Genomic DNA, 14,992 nt, shown 5'->3' with positions numbered 1-14,992 from the left:
CCTAAGTGTGCAATAAATAAGGTTTTGAATTGAGGGAAAAACATGTCTCAACACTCAGCAGTGATTAAGTGGTTCAAGCACCCAAATGAAGTGTTTAGTGATGGCGATTATAATCGCGCCCATCAGTGGGAGTTTGATGGAGGCGCAACTGTCCAGGCTTCGCCGTCTCCTCATGTGGTTCCACTGCCATACTCAATAGAAGAAAACGTTGATCCGGAAGAGGCGTTTATCGCCGCGTTGTCCAGTTGCCATATGTTGGTCTTTTTGTCGGTTGCCGCTAAACGAAAGTATGTCATTGAAGAGTATATCGATGAAGCGGTAGGCTTATTGGAGGAAGATAAAAACGGCTACTCCTCTATAACCGAAGTGACTTTACGACCGAAAATTAAATTCTCTGGTGACAAGCAGCCGACGCATTCTCAATTAGAGAAATTACACCACGTTGCTCATCAGAATTGCTTCATTGCTAACTCGGTGAAAACACGAGTTACTACGGAAATTATTTGGCCTGAGTAGGCTGCGTTTATATCCCCCTCTTTAGGAAGTCACTCAAGGAGATAGAGATGAACTTTCCACCCCAATCTGTGCTAGCGACATATACCCACGATGCTTATTTTTTTGATAGCTTTTCTCGTGATGTTCGCTATTCAAATGAGTCGGTACTGGATGTGTACTTTATGCTGGTTCAGCAAACGCCCAGCTGGGTAAATCGATTGATGGCGTTGAGAAACCACATCGTGGGCTACTTTGGCCTTAAAAATCTTGGCAAAATGGCCGATATCGACTTTAACAAGCCACATCTAGATTACCGAGTAGGCGATAGGCTGGGGGTTTTCACGATCTACTCTATCTCGGAAAAGGAAATTGTTCTGGAAGACAGAGATAAGCATTTGGATGTTAAGGTGTCTTTCTATCTCGAACCCGATGGCGATCGCGCGAAAGTCTATGCCAGTACGGTGGTTCATGTTCACAACATGCTTGGTAAGGTGTACATGCTCTTTGTTGCTCCAATGCACAAAATTATCGTTCCGAGCTCGATGAACCAACTACCGATACTACTAAAATAACAGCTGACCCACTGGTGCCTTTGGAGCTTTAGGTACTATACGTGAAGAATAGGAAAGGAATATGACTGAGCCATTGAAGGCGGAATATGATCGTATCTCTCAACAATGGTTGGAGGTTCGTACTCAGCTTCCTGCTAAAGATATGGAGCTGTTTAAACAGTTCGTTGGGCTGTTTGATGAACCCAGCAAAATTCTAGATTTGGGCTGTGGTCATACCACACCTATTGGCGAGTTTTTGGCTGGATTGGGTCACACGTTGGTGGGTGTCGATCGCTCCAAGAAGCTGTTGGCTATGGCTAAAGAACGTTTACCTAATCAACAATGGGTGCTAAGCGAGCTAGAAGAGTATGAAATTGATCAAACTTATGATGGTGTCGTGCTGTGGGATTCACTTTTCCATCTGCCAAGAGTGGAGCAAAAGCGGTTACTGGAATCGGTTTACCAATCTTTGCGCAGTGGCGGGGCATGTATTTTGTCTAGCGGGGGGAGTGAGGTCGATATTCCGCCTTTTACCGACTATATGTTTGAAGTAGAGTTTTATTACGATGCGTACCCGATTCCACAGTTCATTGAGATATGCCAGCAAATAGGCTTTCGAGTGGTAGAGTGGGTATGGGTAAACGAACCTGACGGAATGCGAGATAAAGGTCGCATTGGGGTTCTGTTAATCAAACCATAATTTATATCGCTGAAGGAATTGGTACAACATGCAGCCAACGACCAAACAACAAGTGTTCTTACAACTCTTTTTTCGTGAGCAATATGGTGCGCCAGCCGTTGAGGTGGATGGAATCGACCCAGAAGCCGCCAATACCACCGAATACCAACAGTGGTTAGCTGAAAAAGCAGAGATAACCAAACAGCAAGTTCTAGAATCACATTGGATAAAGACCTGTACCGAGGGCTACATCACTGAACTTGTGTTTAATCAGGATGGGTCGCTGAATGAACATAAGCTGTTTGACCGCCTTCATACTCAAGGGACATGGAGCTTGGTGGATGGCATGTTGAAAGTGTCGATCACCAAAGGAGAAAACCGCTACGAGTTCCACGTCGTAGGCCGAAAAGCGCCGCGAATCTACTCCGCCATAGAATATAAGAATGGCGAACTGCATTCTTACCTCAAATTGGCCCCAGTGAGGCCTGATTAGCGTATTTTCCGCAGAAATAACCCAAGCGTAAAAGTGCAATGTTAGATTACGCTTGCTTAAAATCGGTTTTAGTTTTTTTTAGTTGCTGCTCGCAGTGAACAGGCATACTATCCAGAATAGAACAGTCACTCTATTATTACGGCTCATGCATCTTCGCTTTTTTAAATACGTATGGTTTACCCTACTTGCGACACTCTTACCGTCGCAAGCGTTCGCGTATTTAGCACAAAGTGAAGCAGATGCCGGTAACAGACTGTCTAGCTACAAGTATTTACCCGCTTACTCCTCATTAAATGTAGAGCAGATATTCATTGAGCTAGAAGGGCAAGATGAAGTCAGCACAGGCTCGGTTCCTGTATCAGAATCGAATATTGATGTTGGAGCTGTTGGCATTATTAACGCCAATCGTTGGTCATACTCTTCGCGTAATTCAGAGAGCAACGATACGCAGTCAGGAGCGGACTTCGAGCAGTTTAACGCTCATCTACCCCCACATAAGCTCTACCAACTTGCTCAGTATGAAATTGACTTCTGGGCAGGTGATGTCTTTTCTTCCGATCACCGCATCTCCGGTTGGAAAGAGAGCAATGCTCTCTACGTAGCGCTCAACAGCCAGTTTTAGTCGTTCTTCCCATAACACACAACACAATTAAATTAATTTTGTAACTCGGTCTCGTGATCGAGGGAAGACACACATATGAAGAATCATTCTACTCGTAAAGCGAAGTCGAATCGCCTTATGAACCATTACCCTGCGTGGAAGTACGTGGTGCTTGTGACTACGCTGATCATTTTGGCATTGAGCGCCATTCCAACATGGTATGGTGAGCAGCCATCTATCCAGTTGACGACTGCCAGCAACCCATCTTTAAACTCAGTTGTAGAGCTTAATCGATACTTGGAACACCAAAATATTGATGTTGAAGAAATCACTCAAACGGGTGACAAAATGACATTGGTGTTCGACAGTGAGTCGTCACAAACCAAAGCTCGTGAAGCGCTGGATGAGCTAATTCGTGAAGGCGACAGCATCACATTCTCCTATGTTTCTGTAGCACCTAAATGGTTTACTGATTTTGGCTTCAATCCGATTAAACTCGGCTTAGATTTACGTGGCGGCGTACAGTTCTTGCTTAATGTTGATGTAGACAAAGCGTTTGAAGAGCAGCGTAATACCATCGTCGATGAAGTACGTGATGCGCTTCGCCAAGATCGTATTCGCGGTGTGAAATTCAATAAAGTAGGCGTGGATGGCTTTGAGCTATCAAGTAAAAGCCCAGAAGCATTGTCTGCGGCGTCGACCTTCATTAAATCCAATTACGCTGGTTGGGACGTAAAGCGTCACTCCGATAGTCTAACGATTCAGCCTTCACCACAAAATAAATCCGAGTTTCAGTCAATCACCCTTCAGCAAAACTTGAAGATTATGCGTGGCCGTATTGAAGAACTTGGTATCACTGAGGCACTCGTGCAGCGTCAGGGTGAGCACAGTATCCGCATTGAGTTACCTGGGGTGCAAGACCCATCGCAAGCAAAGAACGTGATTGGTGCAACGGCAAGTCTTGCGTTCCACGAAGCGAAAATGGAATCTGAGGGCATGTCTGGCGCCGATATGGTGCTAAAGGATAACAACGGTCAAAACGTTGTGTTGACACGTCGTCCGGTGCTAACTGGTGAGCACATCGTCAATGCTCGTGCTGGCGTAGACAAAATGGGCTTCTCGGAAGTGAATATCTCTCTTGACCACGCAGGTGGCAAGCTAATGAGTGACTTCTCTGGTAAGCATATCGGTAAGCCGATGGCGACCGTATATCGTGAGTATACAACCAACGCGAGAGGCGAAACGGAACGTAGCGAAAAAGTTATCTCAGTTGCGACCATTCAATCTCAACTTGGTAGCCAGTTCCGTATCACTGGAGCAGGCTCTATGGATGAAGCTCAGCAGCTTGCGCTATTGTTGCGTGCTGGCTCACTGACCGCACCAGTCACCATTGTAGAGGAACGCACGATTGGCGCTTCTCTAGGAGCTGAAAACATTCAAAATGGCTTCGCTGCGCTGGCATTGGGGATGGGGCTAACGCTTACCTTTATGGCCCTGTGGTATCGCCGTTTAGGCTGGGTTGCCAATGTGGCTTTGCTGGCTAATATGACCTGTTTACTTGGCTTGATTGCGTTGCTCCCGGGCGCTGTTTTAACCCTGCCTGGTATCGCGGGCCTAGTTCTGACTGTTGGTATGGCTGTTGATACCAACGTACTGATATTTGAACGTATTCGCGACAAACTGGCTGAGGGCCGCACGTTTGCCCAGTCAATTGATCTTGGCTTTAGCAGTGCGATCAGTACGATTCTAGATGCCAACATTACAACCATGATAACCGCCGTGATCCTGTATTCGATCGGTAACGGTCCAATTCAAGGCTTTGCACTCACTCTAGGACTTGGTCTGTTGACCAGTATGTTTACCGGTGTGTTTGCTTCACGTGCCATCATCAATGCGGTTTGGGGACGAGATAGTCGTCGCGATGTAAGGGTTTAAATCATGGTTAATACATTAAAGAAAAACATTCGTAAGATTCGTTACCTAACCAGCTACGTGTCTGTTGCATTGATGGTAATTTCACTGGTGGCACTGGGTTTCAAAGGCTTGAACATGGGCTTAGACTTCACTGGCGGTATGGTGACCGAAGTGAAAGTGGATTCAAGCCTAACAAACAAAGATCTATTGAAAGCATTGTCGCCAGAGCTTGGTGAGTCAGCAGGCGTCACGCATTCTGGAGAAGAAGGGCGTTGGGTGATTCGCTACTCAATTCCAGAGCAAGGCCAAGAGACACCAGACATCAAAGCGTCGTTAGAAACGATTTCACATAACGTAGATATCGTGAGTAATAGCATGGTGGGCTCACAAGTGGGGGACGATCTTGTTGATCAAGGTGGTTTGGCGCTGCTTATCTCTATGCTGACTATTCTTGGTTATCTTTGTTTCCGTTTTGAATGGCGTTTAGCAAGTGGCTCATTGTTGGCTCTACTACACGATGTAGTGCTGGTTCTTGGCTTTTTCGCAGCCACTCAAATGGAGTTCAACTTAACGGTATTCGCCGCGATACTAGCGATTCTGGGCTACTCGCTCAATGACTCGATTATCATTGCGGACCGTATTCGTGAACTGTTGGTAGCCAAGCAAACCACACCAACGCCAGACATCAACGATCAGGCGGTGATTGCGACTTTCTCTCGTACCATGGTGACATCCGGTACCACCTTGATCACGGTAGCGGCACTTTGGATTATGGGAGGCAGCGCTCTACAAGGCTTCGCGACAGCGATGTTCATAGGTATTTTGTCGGGTACGTGGTCTTCGATTTCGATTGGTACGGTATTACCTGAGTGGTTAAAGCTAGAGCCTAAACATTATTTACCTGTAGAGGTGGATACCGCACCATAAAACATTCAAACCAGCAATAAAATAACGCCCGAGTAAACTACTAACGCAACAGTTCCTTGTAAATAGATTCTCGGGCGTTCCTTTAACTACTTGATAGTAAATGTGTTTACATTGTAAATTAAATCGACAGGAAAGTTGGGGACTGGATAAAGATCTCTTTGATAACGGGTAAAACGGATACGATTAATAAAGCCGACATTGAGTAATTAAACCATCGGCGATGGCTGTCTTTGGTGAGCCATCTCTTTAGCAGCGTGCCGAAAAATAGCCACAGCCCGACAGCTGGAAAAGATGCAATAAAAAACGTCACGGCGATAATTAGATTTTGCGTGTAGAAGCCAGCACCAGATGTGGTAAACGCCGCAATCGCTCCTGTTGCCACAACCCATGCCTTACCATTCACCCATTGAAATAAAGCGCCTTTCATAAAGGTTAACGGTTTTGCCTGTTGTTTGCTGTTTGAGATGCTGCCTGCTTTAGCAATCAACCATGCAAGATACAGCAAGTAACCCGTCCCTAAACATTTAATGATGAAATGTAAGGCGGGGAACACTTGAAACAGTTGTCCGAACCCAAAGCCCACCACCAAAAGCATCACTGTGAAACCAACACAAATACCCGCCAACAGTGGCAATGTGCGCCTTACACCAAAGTTGACTCCGGAAGTCATCACCATAATGTTGTTTGGCCCCGGCGTAACGGAGGAAGAAACGGCGAATAGTACGACGGCGTAGAGATATTCCATATGTGCTCCTTGTGTCCTTTCATAAGGAGTTTGGGCGCACAGGCAGAGATTCAAGTCTTAAGGATGAGATTCTAACGAATGGGCTTTTGACTCGCCCATCAAATGGTTGGTGGCGATGTTACCGTGTTTGAGAGGTCGTTATGTTTAAAAAGTCACGGTATTTAAGAAGTCATTACGCAGGCGATAGTTCGTTTCGGCGAGCGGAGATGTTCTCTGCAAGTTTGAATGGTGAACAAGCCGTGCCTTGATGATATTGCATTTGCCAGTGTGAGCCGTTGAAGACCCAGATTGAAGAGCGCTTAGCATAGTGACGAACGTGTCCTAGTCCGTCGTTCCAAGCCGTCTTGTACAGAAGCATTTGTGTATTGGTGCCCAGTACTACACATTCATAGTCTTGAGAGTGCAGAAAACCGCGAGATGGTTTCTCAGTTTTCATTAACTCATTGATGCTGGTGAAATCATAGCTATTGCCAGATTCACCGACTTCTTTGAAATCAGGGTGCAGCAAACGCGAAACCATAGAGCGATCTTGACGAACGTCGTAATGATGTAATGCGACTTCTTGATCGATAAGTGTTTTCATGTTCGGCTCCCTAAACTCATTGGCAGTGATGAACGCTAAGTGCATTCATACTCAGAAAGTATTGTTTTACCTTGGGAGCAGGCGAACTAGCAAGTGTTTTTACACGTGAGAGTATAGATATGACAGGAACCGAACAAAAGGCAGGGGGATTCCCTGCCTTTTCGTGCAATTTCGGCCTAGAAAGTGGGGTTACTGTGTATATTGGGTTAAGAAATCAGTAAATGCATTCCATGACTTACGGTCAGCTTCCTCTTGGTAGCGTGATGAACCAAACACGGTGAACGCATGCGGTGCTCCGCTATAAGTGATCATTTCATGTGGGACATTGGCAGCTTCCAACTCAACCGCTAACTGAGCGAATTGCTCCATTGGGATGGCGGTGTCTGCTGTGCCATGCAGTACCAAAATAGGAGTTTGTGTGTCAGAGTACGACTGTCCTTCTGGTGTTTTTAGCCCACCATGGAAGGTCACGAAACCTTTTGCATCCATTCCTGCTCTCGCCGATTCCAGCACAGCGGCTCCACCAAAACAGTAACCCATAACAACAAGATTGCTCTTGTTGCCTCCGAGGCTTGCAGCATGGTCAACACTTGCTTGCATCAACGTTCGTAGCTTGTCTCTGTCTTTGTACAGTTCGCCAGTGTGCTGCTTTTTGTCTTTTACTTCAGTAGGGCGAATTCCTTTCCCAAACAGGTCGGCGGCGAATACGTTGTAGCCTAGGTCATTGAGCATTTGAGCTCGCTTTTTCTCGTAGTCGGTGAGGCCATCCCAGTCATGAACAAGAACGACTAATGGTGCATCATCACTGACTTTTGACCAGTAACCTTCATACTCTAGATCGCCAACGGAGTAGGTAGTGTCTTGCCCGGCGATGGCTAAGCCCGCAAACAGGGAAAAAGATAACGTTAACAAGAATTTCATAGAACCTCCTTTTTAGACATTGAAAGTCTAGTACGGTTTTAGGAGGTTTGAAGATCAAAAAAGCCCCACGAATTCAAGTGGGGCCAGTGGTGAGTCAGAAATTACATTGCAGCAGAGAAAATTGCAGAGATTTCTTCGTGCGTCGCCTGTTTAGGGTTAGTAAATCCACATGCGTCTTTTAGAGCATTGTCAGCCAAGATTGAAATGTCTTCTGCTTTTGCTCCCAGCTCTTTAAGGCCAGCAGGAATGCCTACATCTTTCGACAGTTGCATGATGGCTTCTAGCGCCGCTTCTGCCCCTTGCTCTGCGTTCATGTTCTCTACATCGACACCCATGGCATTTGCAACGTCACGTAGACGCTCAGGGCATACTTGTGCGTTGTAACGCTGAACGTGTGGTAGTAGAACAGCATTGCACACACCGTGAGGAAGGTCGTAGAAACCGCCTAATTGGTGAGCCATTGCGTGTACGTAACCTAGGGAAGCGTTGTTAAATGCCATGCCTGCCATGAACTGAGCGTAGGCCATCTGCTCGCGTGCTTCGATGTCTTCGCCGTTATCAACGGCAGTACGTAGATGGGCTTGGATAAGCTCTATCGCTTTAATCGCAACAGCGTCGGTAATCGGAGTCGCAGCGATAGAGACGTAAGCTTCTACCGCGTGAGTCAATGCATCCATACCTGTTGCAGCCGTTAATGAAGCAGGTTTTGCCAGCATTAACTCTGGGTCATTCACTGAAATCAGTGGAGTGGTGTGTTTATCTACAATGGCCATTTTAATGTGGCGCTCTTCGTCAGTAATGATGCAGAAACGCGTCATTTCTGAAGCCGTGCCTGCTGTCGTATTGATAGCAATAAGAGGCAGCATTGGTTTTGCTGATTGGTCGACACCTTCGTAATCAGCGATTTTTCCTCCGTTAGCAGCAACAAGAGCAATGCCTTTTGCACAATCGTGCGGAGAGCCACCACCAAGAGATATAACGAAGTCACAATCGTTGTCTGCTAATAGTTCCAGGCCCGCGTTTACGTTGCCGATAGTTGGGTTAGGTTGGGTGCCATCAAACACTACTGTTTCAACATCACGCTCACTAAGAAGCGCTTGAACTTGCTTTACTACGCCGATCTGATTCAACACAGAGTCGGTAACGATTAGGCCTTTCTTGAAACCTTGAGACTGAATACTGTCTGCGGCGTCCTTTAAACAGCCAGCACCCATGAAGTTTACGGTTGGGATGAAAAATGCAGTTGTCATAGATCTATTCCGTTGTAAGTTGATTATTTTAAACTGCAAACAGGTTGGCATAACCCTTAGTAGGTATTATTTGATCTAAAACAATCACAGGAGCACTGGTCGGAGCTTTCTATAGATAAATGTGAATTGGATCTTCTTGCTACATAGCTGTAAAAATTATCAATAAATTTAATAAGTTAACGGTATCGTTTGCTCAACAGATAACGTAAAAAAGCGCGACTGAGTATCGCGCTTTGGGAGTGACTTGGATTGTATCGCAAGGTTACGACAGCGAAATCAACTTGTTGACGAGTTTCTCTATTCCAGCCGCCGCGTCAGAAATATTCCCCGCCAGCATGTAAGCAGGAGTAGAAAGAACCAGATGATTCTCATCGAAAATGTAATCATCTACAGGGCAATCAATATGATTTCCCCCTAACTGATTAAAGGCTGCAGCGGTTGCTTGATCGTTGCCAATAGTGCCTTGTACATTGTCACCGTAAATCATAGGGATAATAGCAGGAGCAATGCATAAATAACCTGCTGGCTTGCGAGCTTGAGCGAACGCTCGGCAAGCTGATGCGACGTGAGTATTGATACTGCATTCGGCGCCATTGACCGCAAAGTCGGTTAAGTTTTTCGCCGCACCAAACCCTCCAGGAACGAGTAGCGCATCAAAGTCGTCTGCGTTAAGCGTCGCGACGTCTTCAATGTTGCCACGCGCGATTCGCGCCGCTTCAACCAGTACATTACGGCTTTCGGCCATCTCTTCGCCTGTCTTATGGTTAATCACGTGCAGTTGGTCAATGTCTGGCGCAAAACAGTGCCAGCTCGCACCATTTTTTTCTACCGCATGCAATGCCAGCACAGACTCGTGAATTTCAGCACCATCAAATACCCCTGAGCCACTGAGGATCACCGCAATTTTCTTCATTATTTCTTCCTTTTTTCTGACGTTATTGTATTTATTGAGTTATTGCTGATTTTAGGACAATTCTTGTTCTAGCGTAGCGTCCTTTTGTTCGGGATTAACCAGCGATTCTTGTTGTGTTTGTTCGTTTTCGGCTGCTGGTTGGTCGTCGTTTGTCTCGTCATAGTATTTGACGAGGAAAGGCGTGAGCATCACGCTGGATGGAAAAAATCGTTTCATAACATCACCACTGCTCGGACGGATTCCACCTCTTTATAACCAGTTGTTGCTGTAGAAAAGTTGAGCTTGCTCATTGAACGAAACTAAATTGATTTCATATTCTCAAGTTGAGCTGAAGGTCACGGTTCACAGACAATAACCTACCCGTGAAATTGATGAATCGAAGCCAAGTTATAAAGCAAAATTGTGCTTTCTTGATGAGGGAAAAGGAGTACACTAGCTCGGTCTTAAAAGGAGTAATCATGAAGTACGATTGGATTCTATTTGATGCTGACGAAACCTTGTTTCATTTTGATGCTTTCAAAGGTATGCAGCTGATGTTCTCACGCAAAGGGGTAGATTTCACCGAGCAAGATTTTGCTGTTTACCAAGAAGTAAACAAACCGCTTTGGGCCGATTATCAAGATGGTGTGATCACCGCAGAGCAATTAAAGCACACGCGTTTCGATGCTTGGGCTAAGAAGCTCGATACAACAACCGCTGAGCTTAATTCTGCGTTTCTAGAAGCCATGGCGGACATCTGTACTTTATTGCCTGGAGCCAAAGAGTTAATGGAGTCGCTGTCTGGAAAAGCGAAGATGGGCATCATCACCAATGGATTTACTGAGCTACAGGCGATTCGCTTAGAGCGCACCGGTATGACAGATTATTTTGATCATGTTGTGATTTCAGAAGAAGTTGGCATTGCGAAGCCGGATCTCGGTATCTTCGCTCACGCGCTGGAAAGAATGGGTAACCCGTGTAAATCGAAAGTCCTGATGGTTGGCGATAACCCGCATTCTGATATTCTCGGCGGCCTAAACTTTGGTATCGAGACGTGTTGGCTTAACACTACCGGAGCTAGCGAAGTTGAGGGTATTGAACCTCATTACACGGTGATCTCGCTGACTGAGCTACAAAACATCTTAACGGCATAAACATATGTCGTTATTGCACGTTCTAGAAACGTCTAGACCGTTATTCTGGCGGTTTATACAACGAAATGTAGTGTGGTAACGACTTTGTTTCCGATAGGCTAAACGCTTCTTCTAATACCGCTAATTTCTGAATTCGATCGAGACGGAAATGGCGGTATTCATCTCTTAACTCGCACCACGCAACCAGCGTCCAGTTTTTTCCCCAGAAAATTTGCCCTAATGGCTGCAAGATGCGTTCGGTCATCGAGCCATTCTCTGCAATATAATGAACCGACACTTTGTGCTGCATGTCTGTTGCATGCCGTAAAAGCTGGCCTCGCTTCGCGGTGTCGGACTGAATGTGGTAGTCGGGCACAATAATAGGAAACGATTCGATTTGCTGTTTCAGTTTGTCTGGCAATACGGATTGTATTTTTGTCGACGCGCTTTGTGATGCTTTTGCAAGTTCTTCATCTGACCAAGCTCGAACCATACGCATGCCAAGTTCAAGGGCCATCATCTCTTTCTCGGTAAACATAAGTGGCGGCAGGTGAGAGCCCGCTTGGAGCATATAGCCAACTCCGGCTTCCCCTTGAATAGGGACACCGGAGTTGAGCAGGGATTGAATATCACGATAGATGGTTCGTTCACTGACTTCCATTACGCTAGCCAACTCTGCTGCTGTGACAGCGTAGCGCTTGGCTCGTAGTAATGTCAGAAGTTCAAACAACCGCTCTGATTTGCTCATATCAATCCCTCTAGGCGACTAGCAGCGTATTCCTAGCCTTCACATGAATTCATTTTAATGACTTGGTGTGTCATATCTACCGACTCTGGGTTGATTAGTGACATCAGTGGTTGGCAATCTTCGCACGCCATAAACTGCTCGCCAGCCGATTTTGCTTCTTCCATTGATTGCCAATATACAGTGTCAGTCCAAACGTTGGTTTCTTCATTATGGCTAAGTGAGCGGTATAAAAAGCCCGGCAGACTTTTCACAAACTGTTGGCTGCGCTCCGCCGCAGTAATGAATTCTTGCTCATTCGCTGTATCGAGTAGTGAAAACTTTACCATTTCAACGATTTGACTCATGACGTTCTCCTTTCTGTGTTGTTGAGTTCGAAATAAGACTAACCAAAGGGAGTGTCAGTTCTTGTCAGTAGTGCAGAATTTATTATCTCTTCATATGCAATTGTATTGATTAAAATGTGACCGATTGCATGCCTTTCGTTTTATATGCAACTACACTTTTAAGGCGAGAAGTGATCGCACTCGAATCGAATAACGAGTGTATTACGAAGACGACGACAAATTTGGCTAGAGGATTCAGCTACTTAATTGGCTGAATAAAGGACGACACCATGGCAATCGTAGGAAAAGTCGCTGAATGGAATGACCTGAAAGGGTACGGCTTTATTACTGTTGAGAACCAAGCAACACGTATTTTCTTCCACATCACCGATGTTTCGGGTCGTGCTCAGCGGCCGAGAATAAATGAGCGAGTCCAATTTTCCCTCGCCAAAGATTCTTCCGGTGGACTGAGAGCGGTTAAGGTTGAGCGACCAATTGTATTTAATTTTTCTATGGCGATTGTGATTTGGTTTAGCACCATCATGGTTTCTAGCGTTTGGTTGTTCGACTACCCAGTGATCATACTTCTTTATTATCTCATGGCGAGTGCAGTAACTTATTCACTGTATGGTTATGATAAAACGGCAGAAGCGACTGGGGGATGGCGAGTCCCTGAGACGCTGCTACACGTGATTTCCGTAATGGGAGGATGGCCGGGTGCTATTCTTGCTCAATCTATCTTGCAGCATAAAAGCCGAGTGCCGGTTTTTATGTTTATTTTCTGGCTTACGCTGCTAATTAATTTTTTACTGTTTTGTTGGACGCTAACACCGCAAGGCGAATTGGAACTGCAGGTGTTTATTCAAAAGGCGATCGCTTTTAGCCACTTTTATTAATCAGTGATTCATATGTATGGAATATTGGATGGACTGAACTATTAATTTTAGTGAATTTCAATGCTGCAAAAATGTATAAAGTTGGTAATTAATACTTTAATTATTTATTTTGTAGGAGTTAAAGTTCGTTCTGGTGTGAATTTTTAGTTGAATTAACCAAAAATGGTTGTGATAATTTATTCACTTTTAGTGAATATAAATAAAAATCATGGAACAAACTCAACCAATCTCAGGGGTAGAGAAAGCCAAAAATTGGCAAATGCCCGATACCCTAATTCTTATTTTCTTTATTGGTATCCTTGCCACTATTCTTACCTATTTTATTCCTGCCGGTACCTTTGATAGCCAAGATGTCACTTATCTAGCCGATGGGGTGGAAAAAACACGTACTGTTATCGACCCTGCTTCGTTTGCGTATGCAACCGATGAGGCTGGTGAATTGGTGTACAACACTGTTGGGTTCTTCTCATCAGGTGGCGGTATTGGCCTAATGAACTTTCCGTTTGAGGGGCTAGTTTCTGGTTCTAAATGGGGCAGTGCGATTGGCGTCATCATGTTCATGCTTCTTATTGGCGGCTCATTTGGTGTGGTAATTCGTACGGGCAGTATCGACAGCGGTATCTTGCACTTGATCAATCGAACCAAGGGCAGTGAAGCACTCTTTGTACCTGTTCTTTTCGCTCTGTTCTCTCTTGGTGGTGCTGTGTTTGGTATGGGTGAAGAGGCGGTGGCGTTTGCCATCATCATTGCTCCGCTAATGGTACGGTTAGGCTACGACAGCATTACAACGGTCATGGTGACCTACGTTGCCACCCAGATCGGTTTTGCTGCATCTTGGATGAATCCATTCTCTGTTGCGATTGCCCAAGGCATCGCGGGTATCCCAGTGCTTTCTGGCATGAGTTTTCGTATTGTTATGTGGGTAGGTTTCACTCTTGTCGGCATTATTTTTACGATGACGTATGCGGCGAGAATCAAAGCGAATCCACACTCATCTCTAACTTACAACACCGATGCCCACTTTAGAGCACAAGAAGACACTGCCGACGAGCAAGTTAAGCAATGGACACTAGGTGACACACTCGTCATGCTGACGGTGTTTGCAACCACCATTTGGGTTATCTACGGGGTAGTTGCGCATGCGTGGTACATCCCGGAAATTGCTTCACAGTTCTTCACTATGGGCTTTATCGTTGCGATTATCGGTGCAGTTTTCCGTCTTAACGGCATGACGTTAAACGATGCGGCAGATGCGTTTAAAGAAGGAGCTGGCATGATGTTAGCGCCAGCTCTACTTGTGGGTTGTGCGAAGGGGGTACTTTTGATCCTCGGCGGCGGTGCTAGCGGTGAAGCAAGCGTACTTAACAGCATCCTCAACAGCGCTGGTGGCTTTATTAGCGGCTTGCCTGATGTGATGGCTGCATGGCTGATGTACGTTTTCCAATCGGTATTCAATTTCTTCGTCACTTCAGGTTCTGGCCAAGCTGCACTAACTATGCCTCTGTTAGCACCACTTGCAGATATCGCAGGCGTTAGCCGTCAGGTTGCCGTTCTTGCTTTCCAATTGGGTGATGGCTTTACCAACATTGTGGTCCCAACCTCTGCGTCTTTGATGGCAACATTAGGTGTGTGTCGCATTGATTGGGGTGTATGGATTAAGTTCTGTGGTCGATTCATTGGATTGCTGTTCGTGCTGTCGAGTGCGGTAGTGATCGGCGCACATGTAACCGGTTTTGCATAACCTGATGAATATCTGAGAAAGATTGCTTTCGTTGGGTATACTCTCATCGAAAAGCCAAGTACGAGCCCAATTTTGGGCTCGTTTTTGTTTGCCAATCAGG

Annotated in this window: 18 protein-coding genes; 10 read left to right on the top strand and 8 right to left on the bottom strand. The window is 45.7% G+C overall.

The genetic code is table 11. The annotated features are described in order from the left end of the window. Window positions 1-42 precede the first annotated feature (42 nt). The 7 genes from ACXABW_RS18750 (at window position 43) to secF (ending at window position 5,660) form a co-directional block, all read left to right on the top strand. Window positions 43-516, top strand: a complete 474-nt coding sequence (locus ACXABW_RS18750) for an OsmC family protein (RefSeq protein WP_457526930.1) — start codon at window positions 43-45, stop codon at window positions 514-516. A 47-nt stretch (window positions 517-563) separates the two neighbouring features. Continuing rightward, window positions 564-1,067: a DUF2867 domain-containing protein gene (locus ACXABW_RS18745; RefSeq protein WP_457526928.1), complete on the top strand. Its 504-nt coding sequence runs from the start codon at window positions 564-566 to the stop codon at window positions 1,065-1,067. A 61-nt stretch (window positions 1,068-1,128) separates the two neighbouring features. After that, window positions 1,129-1,746: a class I SAM-dependent methyltransferase gene (locus ACXABW_RS18740; RefSeq protein WP_457526926.1), complete on the top strand. Its 618-nt coding sequence runs from the start codon at window positions 1,129-1,131 to the stop codon at window positions 1,744-1,746. 28 nt (window positions 1,747-1,774) lie between these two features. After that, window positions 1,775-2,218, top strand: a complete 444-nt coding sequence (locus tag ACXABW_RS18735) for a hypothetical protein (protein WP_252031653.1) — start codon at window positions 1,775-1,777, stop codon at window positions 2,216-2,218. A gap of 145 nt (window positions 2,219-2,363) precedes the next feature. Continuing rightward, entirely contained in the window at window positions 2,364-2,840 is a 477-nt protein-coding gene (locus tag ACXABW_RS18730; RefSeq protein WP_252031651.1) for a hypothetical protein, read from the top strand. 75 nt (window positions 2,841-2,915) lie between these two features. After that, complete coding sequence (gene secD, locus ACXABW_RS18725) at window positions 2,916-4,754, top strand: protein translocase subunit SecD (RefSeq protein ID WP_457526924.1); 1,839 nt, start codon at window positions 2,916-2,918, stop codon at window positions 4,752-4,754. Window positions 4,755-4,757: 3 nt separating this feature from the next. Continuing rightward, complete coding sequence (secF, locus tag ACXABW_RS18720) at window positions 4,758-5,660, top strand: protein translocase subunit SecF (protein ID WP_265687539.1); 903 nt, start codon at window positions 4,758-4,760, stop codon at window positions 5,658-5,660. A 118-nt stretch (window positions 5,661-5,778) separates the two neighbouring features. Here secF and ACXABW_RS18715 read toward each other — a convergent pair whose 3' ends face one another. The 6 genes from ACXABW_RS18715 to ACXABW_RS18690 all read right to left on the bottom strand — a co-directional run bounded on the left by ACXABW_RS18715 (window position 5,779) and on the right by ACXABW_RS18690 (window position 10,288). After that, entirely contained in the window at window positions 5,779-6,405 is a 627-nt protein-coding gene (locus ACXABW_RS18715) for a LysE family translocator (protein WP_457526922.1), read from the bottom strand. A gap of 172 nt (window positions 6,406-6,577) precedes the next feature. After that, a complete protein-coding gene (locus ACXABW_RS18710; RefSeq protein WP_457526920.1) occupies window positions 6,578-6,988 on the bottom strand; it encodes a nuclear transport factor 2 family protein in 411 nt (136 codons plus the stop codon). Window positions 6,989-7,177: 189 nt separating this feature from the next. After that, window positions 7,178-7,909: a dienelactone hydrolase family protein gene (locus ACXABW_RS18705; RefSeq protein ID WP_252031636.1), complete on the bottom strand. Its 732-nt coding sequence runs from the start codon at window positions 7,907-7,909 to the stop codon at window positions 7,178-7,180. A gap of 101 nt (window positions 7,910-8,010) precedes the next feature. Continuing rightward, window positions 8,011-9,159 carry an L-threonine dehydrogenase gene (gene yiaY / locus ACXABW_RS18700; protein WP_457526917.1) on the bottom strand — a complete coding sequence of 383 codons (1,149 nt, stop codon included), beginning with the start codon at window positions 9,157-9,159 and terminating at the stop codon, window positions 8,011-8,013. 262 nt (window positions 9,160-9,421) lie between these two features. Next, entirely contained in the window at window positions 9,422-10,072 is a 651-nt protein-coding gene (gene elbB / locus ACXABW_RS18695; protein ID WP_457526915.1) for an isoprenoid biosynthesis glyoxalase ElbB, read from the bottom strand. 51 nt (window positions 10,073-10,123) lie between these two features. Further along, window positions 10,124-10,288, bottom strand: coding sequence for a hypothetical protein (locus tag ACXABW_RS18690; RefSeq protein WP_265687544.1), 165 nt, complete (start codon window positions 10,286-10,288; stop codon window positions 10,124-10,126). 242 nt (window positions 10,289-10,530) lie between these two features. Between ACXABW_RS18690 and yjjG the strand changes: the two genes are divergently transcribed. Next, window positions 10,531-11,205: a pyrimidine 5'-nucleotidase gene (gene yjjG / locus ACXABW_RS18685; RefSeq protein ID WP_457526913.1), complete on the top strand. Its 675-nt coding sequence runs from the start codon at window positions 10,531-10,533 to the stop codon at window positions 11,203-11,205. A 40-nt stretch (window positions 11,206-11,245) separates the two neighbouring features. Here the strand turns inward: yjjG and ACXABW_RS18680 are convergent, their stop codons facing one another. Then, window positions 11,246-11,932 carry a helix-turn-helix transcriptional regulator gene (locus ACXABW_RS18680; RefSeq protein ID WP_457526911.1) on the bottom strand — a complete coding sequence of 229 codons (687 nt, stop codon included), beginning with the start codon at window positions 11,930-11,932 and terminating at the stop codon, window positions 11,246-11,248. Window positions 11,933-11,964: 32 nt separating this feature from the next. Next, window positions 11,965-12,276, bottom strand: a complete 312-nt coding sequence (locus tag ACXABW_RS18675; protein WP_252031619.1) for a hypothetical protein — start codon at window positions 12,274-12,276, stop codon at window positions 11,965-11,967. A 269-nt stretch (window positions 12,277-12,545) separates the two neighbouring features. Between ACXABW_RS18675 and ACXABW_RS18670 the strand changes: the two genes are divergently transcribed. Further along, window positions 12,546-13,151: a DUF1294 domain-containing protein gene (locus tag ACXABW_RS18670; protein WP_252031618.1), complete on the top strand. Its 606-nt coding sequence runs from the start codon at window positions 12,546-12,548 to the stop codon at window positions 13,149-13,151. Between the two features lie 208 nt (window positions 13,152-13,359). Next, window positions 13,360-14,892, top strand: a complete 1,533-nt coding sequence (gene yfcC, locus ACXABW_RS18665) for a putative basic amino acid antiporter YfcC (protein WP_390903535.1) — start codon at window positions 13,360-13,362, stop codon at window positions 14,890-14,892. Window positions 14,893-14,992: the final 100 nt, after the last annotated feature.

It is taken from the genome of Vibrio paucivorans, assembly GCF_054053395.1.
The sequence above is the reverse complement of the archived record's forward strand: the minus strand, read 5'-3'. Positions and strand labels throughout refer to the sequence as shown.

What these genes read in the sequence shown, in the direction of transcription:
- secD (WP_457526924.1), top strand. Translation starts at nt 2,916, where the DNA reads ATGAAGAATCATTCTACTCGTAAAGCGAAGTCGAATCGCCTTATGAAC.
- yjjG (WP_457526913.1), top strand. Translation starts at nt 10,531, where the DNA reads ATGAAGTACGATTGGATTCTATTTGATGCTGACGAAACCTTGTTTCAT.
- ACXABW_RS18705 (WP_252031636.1), bottom strand. Translation starts at nt 7,909, where the DNA reads ATGAAATTCTTGTTAACGTTATCTTTTTCCCTGTTTGCGGGCTTAGCC.
- elbB (WP_457526915.1), bottom strand. Translation starts at nt 10,072, where the DNA reads ATGAAGAAAATTGCGGTGATCCTCAGTGGCTCAGGGGTATTTGATGGT.
- ACXABW_RS18680 (WP_457526911.1), bottom strand. Translation starts at nt 11,932, where the DNA reads ATGAGCAAATCAGAGCGGTTGTTTGAACTTCTGACATTACTACGAGCC.
- ACXABW_RS18730 (WP_252031651.1), top strand. Translation starts at nt 2,364, where the DNA reads ATGCATCTTCGCTTTTTTAAATACGTATGGTTTACCCTACTTGCGACA.
- ACXABW_RS18740 (WP_457526926.1), top strand. Translation starts at nt 1,129, where the DNA reads ATGACTGAGCCATTGAAGGCGGAATATGATCGTATCTCTCAACAATGG.
- ACXABW_RS18670 (WP_252031618.1), top strand. Translation starts at nt 12,546, where the DNA reads ATGGCAATCGTAGGAAAAGTCGCTGAATGGAATGACCTGAAAGGGTAC.
- ACXABW_RS18750 (WP_457526930.1), top strand. Translation starts at nt 43, where the DNA reads ATGTCTCAACACTCAGCAGTGATTAAGTGGTTCAAGCACCCAAATGAA.
- ACXABW_RS18675 (WP_252031619.1), bottom strand. Translation starts at nt 12,276, where the DNA reads ATGAGTCAAATCGTTGAAATGGTAAAGTTTTCACTACTCGATACAGCG.
- yiaY (WP_457526917.1), bottom strand. Translation starts at nt 9,159, where the DNA reads ATGACAACTGCATTTTTCATCCCAACCGTAAACTTCATGGGTGCTGGC.
- secF (WP_265687539.1), top strand. Translation starts at nt 4,758, where the DNA reads ATGGTTAATACATTAAAGAAAAACATTCGTAAGATTCGTTACCTAACC.
- ACXABW_RS18710 (WP_457526920.1), bottom strand. Translation starts at nt 6,988, where the DNA reads ATGAAAACACTTATCGATCAAGAAGTCGCATTACATCATTACGACGTT.
- ACXABW_RS18690 (WP_265687544.1), bottom strand. Translation starts at nt 10,288, where the DNA reads ATGAAACGATTTTTTCCATCCAGCGTGATGCTCACGCCTTTCCTCGTC.
- ACXABW_RS18735 (WP_252031653.1), top strand. Translation starts at nt 1,775, where the DNA reads ATGCAGCCAACGACCAAACAACAAGTGTTCTTACAACTCTTTTTTCGT.
- ACXABW_RS18745 (WP_457526928.1), top strand. Translation starts at nt 564, where the DNA reads ATGAACTTTCCACCCCAATCTGTGCTAGCGACATATACCCACGATGCT.
- yfcC (WP_390903535.1), top strand. Translation starts at nt 13,360, where the DNA reads ATGGAACAAACTCAACCAATCTCAGGGGTAGAGAAAGCCAAAAATTGG.
- ACXABW_RS18715 (WP_457526922.1), bottom strand. Translation starts at nt 6,405, where the DNA reads ATGGAATATCTCTACGCCGTCGTACTATTCGCCGTTTCTTCCTCCGTT.